Source organism: Cryobacterium sinapicolor, from assembly GCF_004403465.1.
In the GTDB taxonomy this organism is placed as follows: Bacteria; Actinomycetota; Actinomycetes; order Actinomycetales; family Microbacteriaceae; genus Cryobacterium; species Cryobacterium sinapicolor.
This window is the reverse complement of the sequence record NZ_SOGQ01000026.1, coordinates 67,242-87,800: the sequence shown is the minus strand read 5'-3', so window position 1 is coordinate 87,800 and position 20,559 is coordinate 67,242. Positions and strand designations below refer to the sequence as shown.

At 68.8% G+C, this 20,559-nt stretch carries 19 protein-coding genes and 1 tRNA gene; 6 read left to right on the top strand and 14 right to left on the bottom strand.

The window, feature by feature from the left end; genetic code table 11:
• The 3 genes from E3T28_RS05915 to E3T28_RS05905 form a co-directional block, all read right to left on the bottom strand.
• A complete protein-coding gene (locus E3T28_RS05915) occupies nt 1-972 on the bottom strand; it encodes an AAA family ATPase (protein WP_241979189.1) in 972 nt (323 codons plus the stop codon).
• 86 nt (nt 973-1,058) lie between these two features.
• Nucleotides 1,059-1,547, bottom strand: coding sequence for a pantetheine-phosphate adenylyltransferase (gene coaD / locus E3T28_RS05910; RefSeq protein ID WP_134428826.1), 489 nt, complete (start codon nt 1,545-1,547; stop codon nt 1,059-1,061).
• 56 nt (nt 1,548-1,603) lie between these two features.
• Entirely contained in the window at nt 1,604-3,799 is a 2,196-nt protein-coding gene (locus E3T28_RS05905) for an ATP-dependent DNA helicase RecG (protein ID WP_134428823.1), read from the bottom strand.
• 109 nt (nt 3,800-3,908) lie between these two features.
• On the opposite strand from E3T28_RS05905, the gene rsmD reads away from it, so the two are divergent.
• Nucleotides 3,909-4,487, top strand: coding sequence for a 16S rRNA (guanine(966)-N(2))-methyltransferase RsmD (gene rsmD / locus E3T28_RS05900; RefSeq protein WP_134428822.1), 579 nt, complete (start codon nt 3,909-3,911; stop codon nt 4,485-4,487).
• A gap of 7 nt (nt 4,488-4,494) precedes the next feature.
• Here the strand turns inward: rsmD and thiL are convergent, their stop codons facing one another.
• Nucleotides 4,495-5,502: a thiamine-phosphate kinase gene (thiL, locus tag E3T28_RS05895; protein WP_241979186.1), complete on the bottom strand. Its 1,008-nt coding sequence runs from the start codon at nt 5,500-5,502 to the stop codon at nt 4,495-4,497.
• Between the two features lie 24 nt (nt 5,503-5,526).
• Between thiL and E3T28_RS05890 the strand changes: the two genes are divergently transcribed.
• The 3 genes from E3T28_RS05890 (at nt 5,527) to E3T28_RS05880 (ending at nt 7,670) form a co-directional block, all read left to right on the top strand.
• Nucleotides 5,527-6,042: a DUF3515 family protein gene (locus E3T28_RS05890; RefSeq protein ID WP_134428820.1), complete on the top strand. Its 516-nt coding sequence runs from the start codon at nt 5,527-5,529 to the stop codon at nt 6,040-6,042.
• Between the two features lie 297 nt (nt 6,043-6,339).
• Entirely contained in the window at nt 6,340-7,398 is a 1,059-nt protein-coding gene (locus E3T28_RS05885; RefSeq protein ID WP_134428818.1) for a YeeE/YedE family protein, read from the top strand.
• Nucleotides 7,399-7,442: 44 nt separating this feature from the next.
• Nucleotides 7,443-7,670, top strand: coding sequence for a sulfurtransferase TusA family protein (locus E3T28_RS05880; RefSeq protein ID WP_134428816.1), 228 nt, complete (start codon nt 7,443-7,445; stop codon nt 7,668-7,670).
• Nucleotides 7,671-7,809: 139 nt separating this feature from the next.
• Here E3T28_RS05880 and E3T28_RS05875 read toward each other — a convergent pair whose 3' ends face one another.
• The 10 genes from E3T28_RS05875 to E3T28_RS05830 all read right to left on the bottom strand — a co-directional run bounded on the left by E3T28_RS05875 (nt 7,810) and on the right by E3T28_RS05830 (nt 17,894).
• Nucleotides 7,810-8,928, bottom strand: a complete 1,119-nt coding sequence (locus E3T28_RS05875; protein ID WP_134428814.1) for a D-alanine--D-alanine ligase family protein — start codon at nt 8,926-8,928, stop codon at nt 7,810-7,812.
• Nucleotides 8,831-9,958, bottom strand: coding sequence for an NAD(P)H-dependent glycerol-3-phosphate dehydrogenase (locus E3T28_RS05870; RefSeq protein ID WP_134428812.1), 1,128 nt, complete (start codon nt 9,956-9,958; stop codon nt 8,831-8,833). Before E3T28_RS05870 ends, E3T28_RS05875 begins: the two co-directional genes overlap by 98 nt.
• Nucleotides 9,948-10,769 (bottom strand): lysophospholipid acyltransferase family protein, encoded by an 822-nt coding sequence (locus E3T28_RS05865; RefSeq protein WP_241979185.1) that lies wholly within the window; start codon nt 10,767-10,769, stop codon nt 9,948-9,950. The genes E3T28_RS05870 and E3T28_RS05865 overlap by 11 nt, the downstream gene beginning before the upstream one ends.
• A 7-nt stretch (nt 10,770-10,776) precedes the next feature.
• Nucleotides 10,777-12,105 (bottom strand): UDP-N-acetylglucosamine 1-carboxyvinyltransferase, encoded by a 1,329-nt coding sequence (gene murA, locus E3T28_RS05860; RefSeq protein ID WP_134428870.1) that lies wholly within the window; start codon nt 12,103-12,105, stop codon nt 10,777-10,779.
• Between the two features lie 92 nt (nt 12,106-12,197).
• Entirely contained in the window at nt 12,198-12,806 is a 609-nt protein-coding gene (gene leuD / locus E3T28_RS05855) for a 3-isopropylmalate dehydratase small subunit (RefSeq protein WP_134428810.1), read from the bottom strand.
• 3 nt (nt 12,807-12,809) lie between these two features.
• On the bottom strand, nt 12,810-14,255 hold the full coding sequence (gene leuC, locus E3T28_RS05850; RefSeq protein WP_134428808.1) for a 3-isopropylmalate dehydratase large subunit: 1,446 nt from the start codon (nt 14,253-14,255) through the stop codon (nt 12,810-12,812).
• A gap of 417 nt (nt 14,256-14,672) precedes the next feature.
• Nucleotides 14,673-15,602, bottom strand: a complete 930-nt coding sequence (locus E3T28_RS05845; RefSeq protein WP_241979184.1) for a PP2C family protein-serine/threonine phosphatase — start codon at nt 15,600-15,602, stop codon at nt 14,673-14,675.
• Entirely contained in the window at nt 15,599-16,624 is a 1,026-nt protein-coding gene (locus E3T28_RS05840) for a TerC family protein (RefSeq protein WP_134428806.1), read from the bottom strand. Before E3T28_RS05840 ends, E3T28_RS05845 begins: the two co-directional genes overlap by 4 nt.
• A 241-nt stretch (nt 16,625-16,865) precedes the next feature.
• Nucleotides 16,866-16,938: transfer RNA gene (locus tag E3T28_RS05835), tRNA-Glu, on the bottom strand.
• A 56-nt stretch (nt 16,939-16,994) separates the two neighbouring features.
• Complete coding sequence (locus tag E3T28_RS05830) at nt 16,995-17,894, bottom strand: diacylglycerol/lipid kinase family protein (protein ID WP_134428804.1); 900 nt, start codon at nt 17,892-17,894, stop codon at nt 16,995-16,997.
• A 55-nt stretch (nt 17,895-17,949) separates the two neighbouring features.
• Between E3T28_RS05830 and E3T28_RS05825 the strand changes: the two genes are divergently transcribed.
• Nucleotides 17,950-18,588 (top strand): MBL fold metallo-hydrolase, encoded by a 639-nt coding sequence (locus E3T28_RS05825; RefSeq protein WP_134428803.1) that lies wholly within the window; start codon nt 17,950-17,952, stop codon nt 18,586-18,588.
• Nucleotides 18,589-18,848: 260 nt separating this feature from the next.
• Nucleotides 18,849-20,519 carry a YhgE/Pip domain-containing protein gene (locus E3T28_RS05820; protein ID WP_166786936.1) on the top strand — a complete coding sequence of 557 codons (1,671 nt, stop codon included), beginning with the start codon at nt 18,849-18,851 and terminating at the stop codon, nt 20,517-20,519.
• The last annotated feature ends 40 nt before the right edge of the window (nt 20,520-20,559 follow it).

Here is a 20,559-nt window from a genome sequence, read left to right as displayed (position 1 = left end):
TCAGGGATGCCCGGAGGCGCCGACGGGAACAGGAGTGGCAGCCACGATCCGGCGAACGATGTCGTCGACCACCGGGCCGCTGTCCTGATGGTGGCCGAGCACCCGGCTGCTCGCCACGAGCCTGTGCCCGAGCACGGCGACGGCTAGGGAATCGATGTCATCGGGCAGCACATAGGCCCGGCCGTGCAGCGCCGCCCGGGCCTTGGCCGCCCGGATCAGCTGCAGTGTGGCGCGGGGGCTGGCGCCGAGTCGCAGGTCGCGGTCGTCCCGGGTGGCCCGAACCAGGCTGACCGTGTACTCCTTGACCGCGGCGGAGGCGAACACCGAGCGCGCCATGGTGATCATGCCACGCAGCTGGGCGCCGGAGACGACCGCCTCGATGCCGGCCAGAGGGCTCTTCGTGTCACGGGCATCCAGCATCATCAGCTCGGACTCGGTGTCGGGGTATCCCATCGAGATGCGCGCCATGAACCGGTCCCGCTGGGCCTCGGGCAGCGCGTAGGTGCCCTCCATCTCGATCGGGTTCTGGGTGGCCACGACAGTGAAGGGCAGCGGCAGCAGATAGGTGGCGCCGTCGACGGTGACCTGGCGCTCCTCCATGCATTCCAGCAGCGCGGACTGGGTCTTCGGGCTCGCCCGGTTGATCTCGTCGCCGATCACGATGTTCGCGAAGATGGCGCCCGGCTTGAACTCGAATCGCCGGTCCACCTGGTTGAACACCGACACCCCCGTCACGTCGGAGGGCAGCAGGTCCGGGGTGAACTGGATGCGGCTGACCGAGCAGTGCACGGACTTGGCCAGCGCCTTGGCCAGCATGGTCTTTCCGACGCCGGGTACGTCCTCGATCAGGAGGTGCCCCTGGGCCAGCAGCACCGTGAGGGCGGTGAAGACGGCCGCGTGCTTGCCGTCGATCACGGTTTCCACGTTACGGATGATGGCGCGCGCCGCCGCCTCGACCGCCGGAAGATCCATCAGGACCTCGTCGTCCAGGGCTTCGGCAGGGCCGCCCGCCTGCCCAGCCAGCATCGGAACGGAGACCGAGCGCACGCGCGACGCATTCACACGGGAGCCTTCTGAAGGAACGCCGCCACGGCCGGCGGGACGTAGGGGGTGATGTCGCCGCCGAGCGCGGCCACCTGGCGCACCAGGGAACTGGACACGTGGGCGTTGGCCGGGTCCGGCAGCAGGAAGATCGTCTCCACCGCGGCGAGGTTGCGGTTCACGATGGCCATCGGGGTCTCGTAGGCCACGTCTACCTGCGAGCGGATGCCCTTGATCAGCACGCTGGCGCCGACTTCCAGGCAGTAGTCGACGAGCAGTCCCATGCTCCAGGACGCCACCACGATGTTGCCCGGCAGCCCGGCGTCCAGGATGGACCGCTGCAGCAGGAAGACCCGCTGGCTGATCGGAAGCAGAGCCGTCTTGCCGGGGTTGTGCACGACGAGCACATGCAGTTCGTCGAAGAGACCGGCCGCCCTCCCAATCACATCGAGGTGACCCCGCGTGACGGGGTCGAATGAACCGGGGACGACGGCGATCCTGCGCATAGCGATCACCCTAGCCCCAGTGCGTGAACGGTGCCTGAGCGTGGGTTGATCCCGAGTCAGGACTTGGTGAGCGAGGCCCGCTCCGCATCGTCGAGGCGCCGCAGCACCGCCTCCCGCAGCGCCGGGACGGTGTCGAGGTGCGGGTCGTGCTCGCTCAGACGCTGCGCGTGGCCCCGGGCCTCCCCGATCAGGTCGCCGTCGGTCGCCACCCGCAGCAGGCGCAGCGAGGAGCGCCCCCCGGACTGGCTGCTGCCGAGCACATCGCCCTCCCGGCGCAGCTCCAGGTCGACCTGGGCCAGTTCGAACCCGTCGAGGGTGGCCGCGACGGCCTCGACCCGCTCGCGAGCGATGGTCTCGGCCTCCGCGCTGGTGACCAGGAGGCAGAGCCCCGGAACGCCGCCTCGACCCACCCGTCCGCGCAGCTGGTGCAACTGCGAGACGCCGAACCGGTCGGCGTCGAGCACCACCATGGCGGAGGCGTTGGGCACGTCGACGCCGACCTCGATCACGGTCGTCGCCACGAGCACGTCGATCTTCCCGGCCGCGAAGGCTCTCATGGCCTGGTCTTTCTCCTCGCTGGTCATGCGCCCGTGCAGCGGTTCGATGCGGGCGGAGGCCAGGGCCGGGTTGCGGCGCAGATCGGCGAGGACCGTTTCGACGGATGCCGGCGCGGCCGCCTCGGGATCGACCTCCGCCCCCTCCTCGAGCTGTTTCGGGGCGATGGCCGGGCACACCACGAAGCCTTGGCGGCCCAGCGCGAGCTCTTCGGCCAACCGGGTCCACACCCGGGTGACCCAGCCGGGCTTCTCGAACAAGGGCACGACGAACGTCTCGATGCCCTGCCGCCCTTCGGGCAGCTCCGCGATCGTGCTCACGTCGAGGTCGCCGAACACGGTCATGGCCACGGTGCGCGGGATCGGGGTGGCGGTGAGCACCAGCACATGCGGCGGCACGGCCCCCTTCTGCCGCAGGGCCTCGCGCTGGTCGACGCCGAACCTGTGCTGCTCGTCGACGACGACCAGGCCGAGGTCGAAGAACGTGACCTTGTCGCCGAGCAGCGCGTGCGTGCCGATCACGATCTTCGCCTGCCCGGACACCACCCGCAGCAGCGCCTTGCGACGCTCCGCCACCGGCAGTTGCCCGGTGAGCAGGGTGGGCATCAGGCTGCTCGCCAGTTCGGGGCCGAGCGAACGCGCGATCGAACGCAGGTGCTGTCCGGCCAGGACCTCGGTGGGGGCGAGCAAGGCCGATTGGCCGCCCGTGTCGGCGACGGCGAGCATGGCCCGCAGGGCCACGACAGTCTTGCCGGAGCCCACCTCACCCTGCACGAGCCGGTTCATCGGATGGGTCTGCGCGATGTCGGTCGAGATCTCGGCGGCCACACCCTGCTGGTCCGCGGTGAGGGTGAAAGGCAAGCCGGCGTCGAAGCGTTCGAGCAGCCCGCCGGGGGTCGGCAGACGCGGGGTCGACTGCTGCTGCCGGGCGGTGAGCCGCTGCTGCACCAGGGCGCTCTGCAGCACGAAGGCCTCGGTGAACCGCAGCGTGTCTCTGGCCCGCCGCCAGTCCGAATCGGTTTCCGGGCGGTGAATGAGTTCGAAGGCGCGACCCTGCGGCAGCAGCCCGCGCTCGCCGCGCAACTCCGGCGGGATCGGGTCGGGCACTGGGCCCACACTGTCGAGCAGAATCGCGATGGTCTGCGCGACCTGCCAGCTGGCCACGGTGTTGGTGGCCGGGTAGATCGCGACCGGCTGCTCGATCCAGAGTTTGGCGGCCGCGGCATCCGTGGGCATCTCGGGCTCGTCGTCGGCGCCCGGGCCGAAAAGCTTGTACGTGGGGTGGGTGAGCTGCAGGTGGCCCCGGTAGTCGGTGACCTTGCCCGCGAACATGCCACGCATGCCGGGCTGAAGCTGCTTGGCCCGCCAGGCTTGGTTGAACCAGGTGAGGCTGAGGATGCCACGGCCGTCGGAGATCTTCACCTCGACGATCGATCCCTTGCGGGCCTTCATCGGGCGCTCGTCGACCGAGCGGATCTCCGCCACGATGGTCACGTTCTCGTCGAGCGGCAGCAGGCTGATCGACGACAGCTCGCCGCGACGGGCGTAGCGGCGCGGGTAGTGGCTGAGCAGATCGCCGACGGTAAGGACGCCGAAGGCCTTTCCCAGGGCGACGGCCGTCTTGCCGCCGACCACGGTGGCCAGCTTGCTGTCGAGGGTCACCGGGGCGAGAGTCTCCACAGCCTCCGAATCGGTCATGCTTCGATCGTAGGCGGCACGTGCGACCTGCGCCGCCGGGTCGGCCCGGGTGCGCCGCGCCCTGGGCCGGCGGCGGGCGATGAACGGCGGGCGATAAACTCGACGGGTTATGACGCGAATCGTCGCCGGGTTTGCCGGTTCCCTGCCCCTGGCGGTGCCCAAGACCGGTACCCGCCCCACCAGCGACCGGGTGCGGGAGGCGATCTTCTCCGCTCTCGACGCGCGCGACATCATCCGTGGCGCCCGCGTGCTCGACCTGTACGCCGGATCGGGCGGGCTCGGCCTGGAGGCCGCCAGCCGGGGGGCGCGCATCGTGACCCTGGTCGAGAACAACTTCGGCGCCGCGCAGATGTGCCGCAAGAACACGGAGGCCGTGCTGCGGGCGGCCCCGAAGCAGGGTGCCCCGAAGATCAAGGTGAGCAGCCAAGCCGTGCAGTCGTTCCTCGCGGCCACCGGCGAGGGGTTCGACCTGGTCTTCATCGACCCGCCCTACGACCTTGCCGAAAGCGAACTGGGCCACAACCTGACCGCCCTGACACCGCTGCTCGACCCGGACGCCCTCATCATCGTGGAGCGCAGTTCGCGCTCCCCCGAACCGGACTGGGGTGTCGGCCTCGAGTCCGACCGGCGCAAGGACTACGGCGACACCACGGTCTGGTACGCCTCCCCCGTGCTGCCCGACGCCTGATCCGAGTTCAGGCGACGGCTCCGTCCCAGCCGCGGTAGGGGTCCCAGCCGGCCTGGTCGTGGGGGCGGCCGTCCACCAGGATCGAACCGGCCGCATCCGTGACCACGCCGAGGACGCGGAAGCCGCCGGGCAGTGCGGCGTCCGGCGGGAACGTGGCCAACAGGCCGTGGTCCTCCCCGCCGCCGAGGGAGCGCTCGACATTCTCGCCGAGGGCGGACCGGGCGAAATCGATTCCCACGCCGCTGGCCCGGGCCAGGCGTCCGGCGTCGATGGCGAGTCCGTCGGACACGTCGAGCATCGCCGTCGCGCCGGCTCCCGCCGCGGCCGGGCCCCGGTCGATGGGCGGCACGGGGGCGAGCTGCGCGGCGACCGCCTCGGGATGCTGCGCCCGCAGCGAGTCCGCCAGCGCGGCATCCGGAACACCGTTTTCGTCCACGGCGAACCGGAAGAGCAGATCCAGGCCCTGCGCGGCCTCGCCGAGGCGCCCGGCCAGGGCCACAACGTCACCTGGCCGCGCCCCGGAGCGCAGCACGGGCTCGCGCCCTTCGAGGTCGCCGAACGCGGTCACGGCGAGCGTGAGGGCGTCGGAGGCGGACAGGTCGCCGCCGACGACGCCGCAGCCCGGGGCCAGCGCCTCGCAGCAGTCGCGGAGCCCGTCGGCGATGCCCTCGATCACGGAGATCGGCGTCGACGGCGGGGCCGCGATCGCCACCACCAGCGCGGTGGGCCGGGCGCCCATGGCGGCGACGTCGGACAGGTTCGTCGCGGCGGCCTTCCAGCCAAGGTCATGCGGGCTGGACCAGGCGAGCCGGAAGTCCGGGCCCTGGATCATCATGTCCGTGGTGACCACGTAGCGCCCGTCCGGAGCCCGCATCACGGCGGCGTCGTCGCCGGGGCCGAGGAGCTGGGCGGCGGAGCCCGGCAGCCGCGGGAAGATCCGGGCGAGAACCTGCCCTTCACTCAGGTCGGCCAGCGTTTCACTCGTGGGGAGCATCGCGCCCGCAGCATTCGTCATGCTTCAAACGGTAGCCTGAATGCAATGACTCCCCGCATCCGCTCCCTCCGTACCGGCCTCGCGCTCACGCTCGTCGCCGGCTCCGTGCTCCTCACCGGCTGCACGGCGATCGTGCCGCTGGAACCGGCCGCGGATGCCGTCAATCCCACCTGCGCCGACCTCATCGTTCGCCTGCCGACCTCGGTGGCCTCGCTGCCGGAACGCGAGACGAACGCCCAGGCCACTGGCGCGTGGGGCACCCCGAGCGCGGTCCTGCTGCACTGCGGCGTGGCCGTGCCCGCACCGACGACGCTCCCCTGCCTCACGGTCAACGGCATCGACTGGATCGAAGACGACTCGGATGCCCCGCTCTACCGGTACACCACCTACGGCCGCGACCCGGCGACCGAGCTGGTCATCGACTCAGGTCAGGTCAGCGGCTCCACGGTGCTCGTGGACCTGGCTCAGGCCGTGGGCAACATCCCCGCGACGGGCCAGTGCCTCGGCGCCGAGGACCTGCTGCTGCCGACTGAAGGCGAGACGCTGGCACCCGCCCCGTAGCCCCGGCCCGCGCCCGCACCCACGGCCACACCCATTCCCGCATCCACGCCCACGCCAACCCCCACCCCCCACGGTGAGTAGCCACCTCTGGGGCGTGGCGGCATCCGTCACCCCCTCAGAGTCCCGTTTCGGCGAGGATGCGACCCTGTCTCGGAGACGGCGGGCACGGGTGTGTCAAGTGTTACGTCTCGCCGCGTCATGCCGCGACGTCTGCGAGCAGCACCGCCGACCGGCACGTAACGTCGCCGAGGAGTCGCCGCCAACCGGCGTGCGGCCGCTGAGGGACGGGGACACGACATGCTTCTCACCGGACTCGGCCTGGGCATCGCCCTGGGCTTCGCCATGCAGCGGGGCAGGTTCTGCGTCACCGGCGCGTTCCGTGACCTCTGGCTCACCGGCAGCACGCGCTGGCTGACGGCCTTCCTGATCGTCATCGCCGTGCAGAGTGCGGGCGTCTTCGCCCTCGACGCGGCCGGGGTGATCACCCTCGACCCTCAGCCCTTCGCCTGGCTGGCCACGATCATCGGCGCGTTCATCTTCGGGTTCGCCATCGTGCTAGCCGGCGGATGCGCCACGGGCACCTACTACCGCGCCGGCGAGGGTCTGGTGGGCAGCTGGTTGGCCCTGATCTTCTACGCCCTCTTCTCCGCCATCTCCAAGACGGGTGCCCTGTCGACCCCGGTCGCGGCGTTGCGCGGCATCACCGTGGAGGCGTCCACCATCCACGGAGTGCTGGGCGTCTCACCGTGGGTGCTGGTCGTGGCGCTCGTCACCGGCGTCGGACTGCTCGCCCGGCATCACCGGCGGCGGCGGCCGTCGCTGCCGCTCGTGTCGCTTCCGGCCCGCACCGGCGGCATCCGGCATCTCCTGTTCGAGAAGAAATGGGGTGCCTTCACCACCGCCCTGATCATCGCGGCGCTCGCCATCCTCGCCTGGCCGCTCAGCTGGGCAACCGGGCGCGAGTCCGGGCTCGGCATCACCGGGCCGTCCTCGAACATCGTCAACTATCTCGTGCGCGGCGATCCAGAGCTGATCGACTGGGGGGTGTATCTGGTGATCGGCATCCTGCTCGGTTCGTTCGTCGCGGCCAAGGGCAGCGGCGAGTTCCGGGTGCGGCTTCCCGACGTCACCACCACCATCCGGAGCATCTTCGGCGGGGTGTTGATGGGCGTCGGGGCGAGCCTGGCCGGTGGCTGCACCATCGGCAACGGCATGGTCGACACCGCCACCTTCGGCCTCCAGGGCTGGGTGTCACTGGTCTTCATGATCATCGGCACCGGCGCGGCCACGCGGCTCTTCATCACCGGTTCCGCGCGCATCGCGGCCTCCCCCATTCGCGTCCCGGCCGACCGGTAACCACCCGGAAACCCCCCAGCAGAATCAACAGGAAGAAGCCCGACATGGCACAGTACACACTCGAGACCGACGGTCAGGTCTGCCCGTTCCCGCTCGTGGAGGCCGGAGCCGCGATCACGAAGCTGGACCTCGGCGACGAACTCACCATCAGCTTCGACTGCACCCAGGCGACGGATGCCCTGCCGCGCTGGGCTGCGGAGAACGGCTATCCGGTCACCCACTTCGACCGAGTCGGCGACGCCCAGTGGACCATCACGGTGCAGAAGGCGTAGCCCGCGCGGCCGCCGCTGCGGCGCGAGCGGATAGAGCGCCCCGTCGCCTGAACCAATTCGACGGAGATTCTGGGTCAAACACCCGTATTTCAGCTCAAACGCCCTGTTTAGAGCAAAATCTCCGTCGAATTCGTTCGTCCTAGACCGCCAGGCGGAGCGCGGCGGGCGCGCCGTGGTGGGCCAGCGCCACCTCGATCAGCTCGTCGATCAGCTGCGGGTAGCTGAAGCCGCTGGCCAGCCAGCAGCTCGGGAACATCGAGATGGGGGTGAACCCGGGCATGGTGTTGATCTCGTTGATCACCCAGCCGTCTCCGGTGAGGAAGAAGTCCACCCGCGCCAGGCCGGCGCCGTCGATCGCGTTGAAGGCGCGGATGGCCAGGGACTGCATCTCGGCCAGTTCCTCCGCGGTGAGGTCGGCCGGGCAGACCAGGTCGATGCCGGACGCGCCGAGGTATTTGGCAGCGAAATCGTAGAAGTCACGGCCGGTGACCCGCACCTCGCCGGCCACGGATGCCCGCGTCGCCTCCCCGGGACGCCCCTGCAGCACCGCGACCTCGAGTTCGCGCCCCGACAGGCCAGCCTCGATCAGAACCTTGCTGTCCTCCAGCAGCCCCACCCGCATCGCCTCGGCGAGCTGGTCCAGCTTCGACACCCGGCTCACCCCCACGCTCGACCCGGCCCGCGCAGGCTTCACGAACACGGGCAGCCCGAGCTCCTCGGCCGCAGCGAACGCCATTCCGGGAGCCTCGGCCCAGTCGGCCGCGGTGATGGTGCGCCACGGGGCCACCGGCAGGGCGGCCTGCTGGAAGACGGTCTTGGTGAAGTGCTTGTCCATGCCGAGCGCCGATGCGAGCACGCCAGAGCCCACGTAGGGCAGTCCGACGAGTTCGAGCAGGCCCTGCACGGTGCCGTCCTCGCCGAACGGGCCGTGCAGAATCGGGAGGACCACGTCGACGTTGCCGAGCGAACGGTAGCCGGCTCCGTCGCTGACCGTCAGCTGACGGCTGAGGCTGCTCTCCGGCCACCGGATGCGGGTCCCGTCGTCGAAGACCTCCGGCAGCGCGCCGGCGTCCAGCGCGAACCGAGCCGGGTCATCCGCTTCGAGCACAAAGGCTCCGTCGCGGGTGATGCCGATCGGAATGACGTTGTAGCGGTCGCGGTCAATCGCCGCGAGGACGCCCCCCGCTGTGGCGCAACTGATCGAATGTTCGCTTGAACGACCCCCAAAGAGCAGCGCCACCGTGAGCTTGTTCGTCATCAATCGTCCTTTCGCCCTGCGGCTCGGCTGAGTCCGTTGTCAGGTGCGGGGCGAGATCCCGCGGTTTCAGCGTACCGGCCAGCACCTGGCGAACCTGCTCGACGATGGGCATGTCGACCCCCTTGGCGCGGGCGAGATCGAGAATGGGGCCGACGGATGCGAGACCCTCGGTGGTCTGCTGCATCTGCTTGACGACGTCATTGATGCCGTAGCCCTGGCCGAGGAGCCGGCCGGCGGTGTTGTTGCGGGACAGCGGCGACTGGCAAGTCGCGATCAGGTCGCCCAGGCCGGCCAGACCGGCCAAGGTTTCCGGATGCGCGCCGTAGGCCACCGCGAAATCGGTCATCTCCACGAGACCGCGGGTGATGATCGACGCCTTCGTGTTCTCGCCGTAGCCGACGCCGTCGACGATGCCGATGGCCACGGCGATCAGGTTCTTGAGCACGCCGCCGAATTCGGTGCCGATGACATCCGTGTTGACGTAGGAACGGAAGTAGCGGTTGCGGGCCAGCATGGCCACGGCCTGCGCTGTCTCGAGGCTGTTCGAGGAGACCACGGCTGCCGTCGGTTGCTCTTTGGCGATCTCGAGGGCCAGGTTGGGTCCGGAGATCGCCGCGATGAGGTCCGGGTTGATCGGCAGGACCTCGGCGATGATCTGGCTCATGCGCAGGCCGGACCCGCGCTCGACGCCCTTCATCAGCGAGACCACGATCGCGCCAGGGGCCAGGAACGGCTCGGCCAGGATCAGGTTCTCGCGCAGCGACTGGCTCGGCACCGACACGTACACCTGCTCGGCGCCGGCGAGGGCCAGGTCGAGTCGCGAGGTGGCGCGGAGCCCCACCGGCAGGTTGATGCCGGGCAGGTAATCGCTGTTGCGCCGGCCCTCGGTGATCTCCCGGGCGAGCTCGGGGCGGCGGGCCCAGAGCACCACATCGGCCCCACCATCGGTCAGGATCTTGGCGAACGTGGTGCCCCAGCTGCCGGCGCCGAGAACGGCGACCCGCTTGCCTGGCTGAACCTTAGGCTTCAAAACGGCCGGTCTCTTTCTGATCGTGCTCGGTCGGGTTCCAGCGCTTGGTCGGCGCCGTCTCACCCCGAAGATCTTCGAGCAACTCGGTGATTGCGGCCATGACGAGGGTGGTGGCCTCGTTGAGCGTCGCCGGGTCGAGGTTGCGGCCCCGGAACTGCGTCAGGTCGAGCGGGTCGCCGATTTTGACCAGTACGGTCCTGCGCGGGAACAGGTTGAGTCGCTTCGAGTAGCGCGGCATGATCTCCTGCGCTCCCCAGTGGGCCACCGGCACGATCGGGATGCCACGTTCGAGGGCGATCCGCACGGCGCCGGTCTTGCCGCGCATCGGCCAGAGCCCGGGGTCGCGGGTGAGCGACCCCTCCGGGTAGACCACGACCATCTGGCCGCGTTCGACCAGGCGCTGGGCCGCCTTCACGGGCTCGCTGCCGCGCACGTTGCCGCCGCGCTGCACCGGGATCTGACCCGACATGTGCAGCAGCCGGCCGATCACCGGGATCGTGAAGACGGATGCCTTCGCCATGAACCGAGGCGCGCGCCCCAGCTTCCAGCTCAGCACCCCCATCAAGACGGGGTCGATCTCGCTGAAGTGATTGGGGGCCATCACGAATGCCCCCGAGCGCGGGAACTTCGCGGCGTCGGTGACCTTGAATCGCACGGCGAGGTTGATCACCGGGAGGATCATCACCGCCAACACCCAGAACACGGATGGCCGTCGCGTCTCCGAACGCTCCCGGCCGGGGTTCACGGCTTCAGTGGCGATGTGGGTCTGGGGCGCTGGATCGGAATCGGGCGCTGGATTTGATGCTGACACAGCCCCATTATCCTTCGAGATCGAAGTCAGCCCCCAACAGTTGAAGCTTGGTGATGAAGTTCTCGTAGCCGCGGCTGATGATTCCGACGTTGCTGACGGTGGAGGTTCCCTTCGCGGTCAGCGCCGCGATCAGGTGGCTGAAGCCACCGCGCAGGTCGGGGACCTCGATGTCGGCGCCGGTCAGTTTCGTCGGCCCGGTGATGACGGCCGAGTGGTTGAAGTTGCGCTGGCCGAACCGGCAGGGGTGCCCGCCGAGGCATTCGCGGTGGATCTGGATGGTGGCGCCCATCTCGACGAGAGCGTCGACGAAACCGAAACGCTGCTCGTAGACGGTCTCGTGCACGATCGAGACGCCGTGCGCGTGGGTCAGGGCGACCACGAGCGGCTGCTGCCAGTCCGTCATGAAGCCGGGGTGGACATCCGTCTCGATGATGACAGGCTTGAGGTCGCCGCCCGGGTGGTAGAAACGGATGCCGTCGTCTTCGATGTCGAACGCCCCGCCCACCTTGCGGAACACGTTGAGGAACGTCAGCATCTCGGGCTGGCGCGCGCCGCCGACGAAGATGTCGCCGTCGGTGGCCAGGGCCGCGGCGGCCCAGCTGGCGGCCTCGTTCCGGTCGAAGAGGGCGCGGTGGTTGTACCCCTCGAGGCGCTCGACACCCTCGATGCGGATCACGCGGTCGGTGTCGACCGTGATGATGGCGCCCATCTTCTGCAGGATGTTGATGAGATCCATGATCTCGGGCTCGATCGCCGCGCCCTTGAGCTCGGTGATGCCCTCCGCGCGCACGGCGGTGAGGAGCACCTGTTCGGTCGCGCCGACGCTCGGGTAGGGCAGGGACACCTTGGTGCCCTTGAGGCCGTTGGGTGCGGACATCCGGATGCCGTTGGGCTGCTTCTCGACGACGGCACCGAACTTGCGCAGCACGTCCAGGTGGTAGTCGATCGGGCGGTCGCCGATGCGGCAGCCGCCGAGGTCGGGGATGAACGCCTCCCCGAGGCGGTGCAGCAGCGGGCCGCAGAACAGGATCGGGATGCGCGAGGAGCCGGCGTGGGCGTCGATCGCGGCGAAGTGCGCGCTCTCGACGTCGACGGGGTCGAGCAGCAGTTCGCCGGGCTCGGCGCCGTCGGTGACCTTGACGCCGTGTACCTCGAGCAACTGGCGCACGATGCGCACGTCGCTGATGTTCGGCACGTTCTTGAGCGTGCTGGGGCTTTCGCCGAGGAGCGCCGCGACCATGGCCTTGGTGACCAGGTTCTTGGCGCCCTTCAACTCGATCCGGCCGACCAGGGGGATGCCGCCGCGGATGGTGATCCGGTCGCCCTGCAACCCCACGGCCGCCCCCCAATTCTGGGCGTTCTCGCGATTCTGCGCGTCTTCCCGGTTCTGGTCGTCTTCACGGTTCTGGGTGATCTCGCTGATTGTGCTCACAAACTTACCTGCCTTGCGGGGAGAGTGCGGGGCCGCCATGGCTCCCGGTGGGATTCGAATTCTGCGATCCGCGCTTCGTCGCGCAGGGTGAGGCCGATGTCGTCGAGACCTTCGAGGAGGCGCCACCGGGTGTAGTCGTCGATCTCGAACGGAACGGTGAGGGCCCCCACGCGGGCGGTTCTCGACACGAGGTCGACCGTCAGTTCGACTCCGGGGCAGGCCTCGATGACGTCCCACAGACGCTGCGCGTCGGCCTCGGAGATCTGGCCGGCGAGCAGACCCTGCTTGCCGGAGTTGCCGCGGAAGATGTCGCCGAAGCGGGGGCTGAGCACGACGTCGAAGCCGTAGTCGCGCAGCGCCCAGACGGCGTGCTCCCGCGAGGAGCCGGTGCCGAAGTCGGCGCCGGCTACGAGCACGCGGGCGCCCCGGTAGGCCGGATCGTTGAGGACGAAGTCCGGGTCGGCACGCCAGCGGGCGAAGAGGGCGTCTTCGAAGCCGGTCTTGGTGACGCGCTTGAGGTAGACGGCGGGGATGATCTGGTCGGTGTCGACGTTGGAGCGACGCAGCGGAAGCGCGATGCCCGTGACGGTCGTGAACTTTTGCATAACCTACTTGTCTCCATCCTGGGCCAGGTCCCACGGGCTCGATAGCGTACCGCGGATCGCGGTCGCCGCCGCAACCAGCGGGGAGACGAGGTGGGTGCGTCCGCCCTTACCCTGCCGGCCCTCGAAGTTGCGATTGCTCGTGGAGGCGCACCGTTCTCCGGGAGCCAGCTGGTCGGGGTTCATGCCGAGGCACATGGAGCAACCGGCGAAGCGCCATTCGGCGCCGAAGTCGGTGAAAATCTTGTCGAGGCCTTCCGCCTCGGCCTCGATGCGCACCCGTGCGGACCCGGGCACCACGAGCATTCGCACGCCTGGGGCCAGGGTGCGGCCGGCGATGATGGCGGCGGCGGCGCGCAGGTCTTCGACCCGGCTGTTGGTGCAGGAGCCGAGGAAGACGGTGTCCACCCGGATGTCCTTCATCGGGGTGCCGGCGGCGAGGTCCATGTATTCGAGGGCTCGTTCGGCGGCGGAGCGCTCGTTGGCGTCGCTGATCCCGGCAGGGTCAGGCACGGCCTCGCTCAGTGAGACGCCCTGGCCGGGGTTGGTTCCCCACGTGACGAAGGGTTCCAAGGTGTCGGCGTCGAGGATCACCTCGGCGTCGAACACGGCGCCGTCGTCGGTGGCGAGGGTGTCCCAGTAGGCGACTGCGTCGAGCCAGTCCTGGCCGTCCGGGGCGTGGGCGCGACCCTGGAGGTAGTCGTAGGTGATCGCATCCGGGGCCACCATGCCCGCCCGGGCGCCGGCCTCGATGGACATGTTGCAGATGGTCATGCGGCCCTCCATCGAGAGGGCTCGGATGGCGCTGCCGCGGTATTCGAGCACGTAGCCCTGGCCGCCGCCGGTGCCGATCTTCGCGATCACGGCGAGGATGAGGTCCTTGGCCGTCACGCCGGGGCGGAGGGTGCCGTCGACGGTGATCGCCATGGTTTTGAACGGCTTGAGGGGCAGCGTCTGGGTGGCCATCACGTGCTCCACCTCGCTCGTGCCGATGCCGAGCGCCATCGCTCCGAAGGCACCGTGGGTCGAGGTGTGCGAGTCGCCGCAGACGACGGTGATGCCCGGCTGGGTCAGGCCCAGCTGCGGCCCGACGACGTGCACGATGCCCTGCTCGATGTCGCCGAGCGAGTGCAGGCGGATGCCGAATTCCTCGCAGTTGCGTCGCAGCGTCTCGATCTGGGTGCGGCTGGTCAGGTCGGCGATGGGTTTGTCGATCGCCAGGGTCGGAGTGTTGTGGTCCTCCGTGGCAATGGTGAGGTCGGGGCGGCGCACGGGACGTCCGGCCAGGCGCAGCCCGTCGAAGGCCTGCGGGCTGGTGACCTCGTGCACGAGGTGCAGGTCGATGTAGATCAGGTCGGGGGTGCCGTTCTCGCCCTTGGCGACCAGATGTTTGTCCCAGACCTTCTCGGCCAGAGTGCGCGGCCGTTCTTCCAGCAGTGGTGCATCAGTCATGTGTGTGGGTCTTCCTCAACGATGGGTATGCAGCCAACAAGAAACTCCACGACGAGGGAGGCCTCAGATCTGGGACTCGTCGCGGCAGAGAAGAGGGAGTCGACGCAGCAGCACCCTGACAGGCTAACACTTTGCGTATGCCGGCTTGGCGGGCGACCCTCATTCGAGGGTGCTTTTGGCTGTGTCCACGTCGCCACTCTAGCCGCGGCGGCCTACTTCGAGAGGTCGACGCGACTCCCGTCCCGCCGTGTTCGGAGGCGGAATCGGCTGAAGAGGCGGCGCAGCGGATCTCTGCTGGCCCAGAAGCGAACGGACTCGTCCGTGGAACGGTCCGAGCGCACGACAACGAGCTGTCCGCCCAGTGTCGTTGCCAGCCAGACCCCCGAATCATCGTAGTGATACGGGAGCATCTGTCATCTACCCCTGGCTTCTTGGCCTCGTGTCTCCGAGATGCTCGTGCAGCCCGGTCGATCGATCTTCCGTGCTGTCGGCATCGTCCTGCTCGGGATTCCCGAGGAACGACTCCACAGACACGACCGTGACGTTATCGTGTCCGCCCCGAGCCAGGGCCGCGTCGACGAGCACGTCCGCGATGGACCGGCCGGGCTCCGCGACGCCGTCATACGATGCCAGCAGCTGTGCGATCTCGGCGGCGCCGAGTTCCTTGTTGAGCCCGTCGGAGCAGATCAGGAACGCGTGCCGTCCGGACGCCGGCAACAGCCACACGTCGGCGTCCACGGACTCGTCGGCGCCGATAGCGCGGGTGATCACATTGCGTTCCGGATGCTGCTCCGCCTCGTCACTGGAAATCAGACCGGCGTCGACCATCTCCTGCACCGCGGAGTGGTCGACGCTCAGTTGGGCCAGTGTGCGCCCGTCCCAGGTGTAGACCCGCGAGTCGCCGATGTTGAAGGCCATCCAGTGGAAGCCGACATCATCGCCGGCGTCGACGAACGCGATGCCGGCCAGTGTGGTGCCGGACACCGCGGTGCCGTAGTCGTCGACGGCGCTGAGGTCGCGCACCGCGTCGTTCGAGGAGTGGATGGCGTCGAGCACCCGTTCCGGGGTCGAGGGCGCATCCCGGGCGATGTGCTCCTCGAAGACCCGCACGACCGTCTGACTGGCCACGTCGCCGTGGGCGTGTCCGCCCATGCCGTCCGCGACCAGGAAGACCGGTGACTGCGCCAGGTAGCTGTCCTCGTTGACCTTGCGCTCACGGCCGACGTCGCTCCGGGCACTGAACACGAACCGCGCGCGGGCCGCAGGGAGCACCAGTTCGCTCTCACTCTGCGAGGCCACGACTGCTCCAGTGTTCGGGTGCGTGCGAAGCACGTCGGCGGATGTCACTCTTCGACGAGGTGGGGGATCTCCTCGGCGAGGGTGTGGCCCCGCCGGCGAGCATCCCGCCGCGCCTTGATCAGGCTGGCGATGGTGGCCACCGCCATGGACACCACGATCACCCCGAGGGAGGTCCAGGTGTCGATCTCCGGGGCCCAGGCCACGCCCTCGCCACCGTTGATGAAGAAGACCTCATTGGTGTGCAGGGCATGGAAGACGAGCTTGACGCCGATGAAGAACAGGATGAACGCGATCCCGTATTTGAGGTATTCGAGGCGTTCGAGCAGCCCACCCAGCAGGAAATACAGCTGGCGCAGGCCCATCAGGGCGAAAACGTTCGCGGTGAACACGATGAAGGGGCTCTGCGTGATGCCGAAGATCGCCGGGATGGAGTCGAGGGCGAAGACCAGGTCTGTGGTGCCGATCGCGAGGAGCACGATCAGCATCGGGGTGAAGACCTTCTTGCCGTCGACCAGTGTGCGCAACTTGGAACCGTCGAAGGTCGACGAGATGTTCATGTGCCGGCGCAGGTAGCGGATCAGGCCGTTGTCCGCCTCGTCCACGTCGGGCTCCTTCGCGACCGCCTGGTGAACGGCCGTGTAGAGCAGGAACGCGCCGAAGATGTAGAAGATCCAGCTGAAGTTCTCGATCAGCTGAGCGCCGAGCAGGATGAAGATGCCGCGCAGCACCAGCGCGATGATGATGCCGACGATCAGCACTTCCTGCTGGTATTTCCGGGGCACCGAGAACCTCGCCATGATGATGACGAAGACGAAGAGGTTGTCGATGCTGAGGCTGTACTCGGTGAGCCAGCCGGCGAGGAACTGGCCGGCGTGCTCGGCGTCACCCAGAACCAGCATCAGCAGGGCGAAAATCAGCGCCAGTCCCACGTAGAAGGCCACCCAGAGACTGGCTTCGCGCATCGAGGGCACGTGCGGCCGCTTGAAGACGATGGCCAGGTCGGCGAGCAGGATGAGCGTCAGGACGACGAGCGACCCGATCTCGAACCAGAGCGGGAGAGCAAGTTCCATGCGGGTGGAGCCTTTCATTGAAGAGGATGCTGGAGGCAGCAGGAAACCTGAAAGTCTCTCCCGTACCGATGAATCGATACCGCCGCGCCGGGGCCCCTGCAGTGCGGCCCGTGTTGACGTTCACGGCGAAGTGTCCGAATCGGGCACAGGGATACTCCCCTTCACTCGGTGGAGTCTACCGGGGGTCCCGCTTAAAAAAGACACCCGGCGCCCTTCCAGAAGAAGGGAACCGGGCTGTGTGTGACCCCAGCGGGATTCGAACCCGCGTTACCGCCGTGAGAGGGCGATGTCCTAGGCCGCTAAACGATGGGGCCGTTTTGCAACTCACCTAATATGCCACACGCCGACTGCTAAAACCAAACTGAGCGGGTCAGGCATGCACCAGCAGGGCCCCCGGTACCACGTCGATCTGCACCGGCAGTGCTCCGACCCGCTCCCCGTCGGCGTAGGCGGTGACCCGGTCCGCGTCGATCCGGATGCTCCGGCAGCGCGTGATCTCGACCTGCGGAAGAGTGGTATGCGTGCCGGAGAATACTTTCGGGAACACCCGGAGGAAGCCCACCCGGGACAGCGGGGTCACGATGAAGAGGTCCAGCATACCGTCGTCGATCACCGCGCCCGGAACGATGCGCATGCCGCCGCCGATCGAGACGTTGTTGGCAACGGAGATCAGCATGGCCCGCACTCGGCGGGGCCGGCCATCAACGGTCAGCCGGTACGAGAGCGGCCGGAACGTCGCCAGCACCAACAGCATGGCCAGGGTGTAGCGGCTCTTACCGCGGGGTCGGCGCAGCCGGTTGGCCCGTTCGTTCACCACGGCGTCGAACCCGGCCGAGAGCACGCCCGCGAACCAGGTCGTCGTGTCGGCGCACCGCACCTGCGCGGCGTCGATGGCCCGCGGCGGGCGGGTGAGGGCGTCGAGCAGGTGACGGATGGCGGCATCCGTGTCATCGACCGGGATCCCAAGCCCGCGCGCAAGGTCGTTGCCCGTGCCGCACGGCACGATGGCAAGGGGCCGGTCCGTGCCGGCCAGGAGGTTGGTGCCGAGACTCACCATCCCGTCGCCGCCGACGACCACGAGCGCATCGACCTGCGGCACCAGCGCGGCCCGAACGTCGCGCCGGAGTTCCTCGAAGCTGGGCGCGCTCAGGCTGCTCACCTGGTGACCGGCGGCCACCAGGGCCTCGCAGACCCGAGAGCCGACGTCGCTGCGGCGGCCGAAAGAGGCTGCGGCGTTGACGGCGACGACGAGGTGGAGACGGGGAGGCACCGCTCCAGTATGGCCTCAGCTTGCAGCGCGCTGGGATTCGGTATTAGCTCAATCCATGAAACTGACGAAGCTCGAGCACGCGGCACTGATTCTTGACAAGGCCGGCCAGAAGTTGTTCATCGATCCCGGCTCGTTCACGAGCCCGCTCACCGATACCGCTCGGGCCGTCGCCGTCGTGATCACCCACGAGCACCCCGACCACTGGACCCCGGAGCAGTTGGACCGCATCATCGCCCTGAACCCGGACGTGCCGATCTTCGCCCCGGCCGGGGTCGCGGCCGCCGCCGCCGACTATCCGGTCACCGTCGTCAGCGCCGGCGACACCGTGGAGGCCGGGCCGTTCCGACTGCGCTTCTTCGGCGGCACGCACGCCGTGATCCACGAAACGATCCCCGTGATCGACAACCTCGGCGTGCTCGTTGACGAGGAGCTTTTCTACGGCGGCGACTCGTTCACGATTCCGGAAGGCGTGAGCGTGCAGACCCTCGCCGTGCCGGCCGGCGCACCCTGGCTCAAGATCAGCGAGGTGATGGACTACGTTCTGGCCCTTAAGCCGCGCCGCACCTTCCCCACCCATGAGATGGGGCTCTCCCGGGGCGGCAAGGAAATGTCGAACGTGCGGATCAAGTGGGCCACCGAGCAGAACGGCGGCGAGTTCTTCCCACTCGCGCCGAACGAGTCCCTCGACCTGTGATGTTTGACACTCTTTTCGGGGGGTATCTTTGTAGATAGCCTACAAAGTATACGAGTTCAGCGCGTAATGTGTTGGCCTCAGCCCTGAACTTTTTCGAGCCTTCGATTCCACACCGGGCCCACTGCTACGGTCGTGTCACTTCGGCGCGACACCGCGCCGCGCGGCCTTCGACCAGTGGCCGCCACGCCGGAGTTAACCGCGCAACGCACCCACACCACGCGAGTTCCGGCATGCCCGCTCGCGTCTTTCGAGGAGCCTCAATGATGAGATCTGACCGTGCCCTGTCCCGCCGAAGCACTCTCGGCATCCGTTCTGCCGTGACCGGGCTCAGCCTGATGCTGGTCATGCTGCTCACCTTCTTCTTCCTGACCACAGGGCGGCTGGCAAGCGGTGCCGGAGAACTCTCCAACGGGGCAGTCCAACTGCACAACGGCTCTCTGAAAGTCGCCGGTGGCGCCGCAAAACTTGCCGAGGGCGCCGAGACCCTGTCGGTGGGAGCCGCCTCCGCAGCCTCCGGAGCGACCGACCTCCAGGCCGGGGCGACCCGGGCCAACACGGGCGCCGGCAGCCTGGCGACAGGCGCGGCGAGCGCCTCGGCCGGGGCAGGCACCCTTCTTGAGGGAGCGCTCACCAGCGTCACCGGCAGCACCAGGCTGGTGCTCGGAGCCGAGTCGGCCGCGCGGGGCGCGGAAACGTTGTCCGCCGGCGCCGCCACCGCCGCCACCGGAGCGAACGCTCTCGCCACGGGTGCCGGAGCTGCTGCGACCGGCGCGGCGACTCTCGCCGTCGGCGTCGCCACGGCAGGGAGCGGTGCCACGAAGGTTTTAGCCGGCGCGACGCAGGTTGCCGCGGGTGCGGTTACTCTGGCCGCCGGCGCCGGCCAGGTCACCCTCGGCGCAACGACGGCTCGCGACGGCTCGGTCCGGCTGGCCGCTGGGACAGCATCCGCCGCCCAAGGCGCTGACATGGCCCGGCGCGGCGCCGAGGCCCTCGCGCTGGGAGCAACAGGGCTCGCCGGCGGCGCCGGCAGCGTTGCTGCGGGCGCCACGAAGCTGGATGCCGCCCTCGCCACTCTCGTCGGCCAGGTCGAGGCAGACACGATCACCCCGGACGCCCTTCTGGCCACCCTCAAGGGACTGAGCTCCGCCGCCTCCACCCTGCACACGGGCACAACGGGAGTCGAGTCCGGGACCGTCGCCCTCCGGGACGGTTCCGCCGCCCTCCTCGACGGACTGACGCCGCTGAGCGCGGGCACGGCGGTGCTCCAGACCGCATCCGCGGAACTTCGCGACGGGCTCACCACCCTCGCCACCGGTACGGCCCGCGTGTCGGGCGGAGCGGTCGAGCTGGCCGCGGGCGCAGGTGCCCTCGCTACGGGCGCCTCGGAACTCCAGGTCGGCACGCAGGCACTCACCGCAGGTTCCGAACGTGTCGCGGTCGGCACCAGCGCGGTCTCCACCGGGGCGAGCTCCCTCCAGAGCGGCACCGGTCGAGTAGCGGCCGGCGCCTCGTCGTTGTCCACAGGAGCGACGACACTGGCGATGGGCGCTGTGAGTCTCGCCGATGGCGCAACCCGCATCTCGATCGGTGCAGGGTCGCTGGCAGAGGGCACGCAGACCCTTGCGGCGGGGGCGTCCACGCTGGCCCTCGGAACCACCGCCCTCGAATCCGGGTCCAGTTCACTGGCCGTGGGCACCGAGAAGGTGTCGGCCGGATCGGGCACTCTTCTGGACGGCGCGACCACACTCGCGGTTGGCACCGCCGAGCTGAGTGCGGGCAATACGAAGGTGGTCGAGGGTTCAGGTCGGCTGGCCGACGGCGCCGACACAGTGAGCTTCGGACGCGCGGCGCCCGGAATCATCGTCCTGGTCGGCCTGGCCCTGGCGGGGGCAGCCGTCTGGCTGCTCCGCCGCGTGAGGATGGAGCGCTGACCGACAACCGGTACGCTGCGGGGTCCGGATTGACTAATCC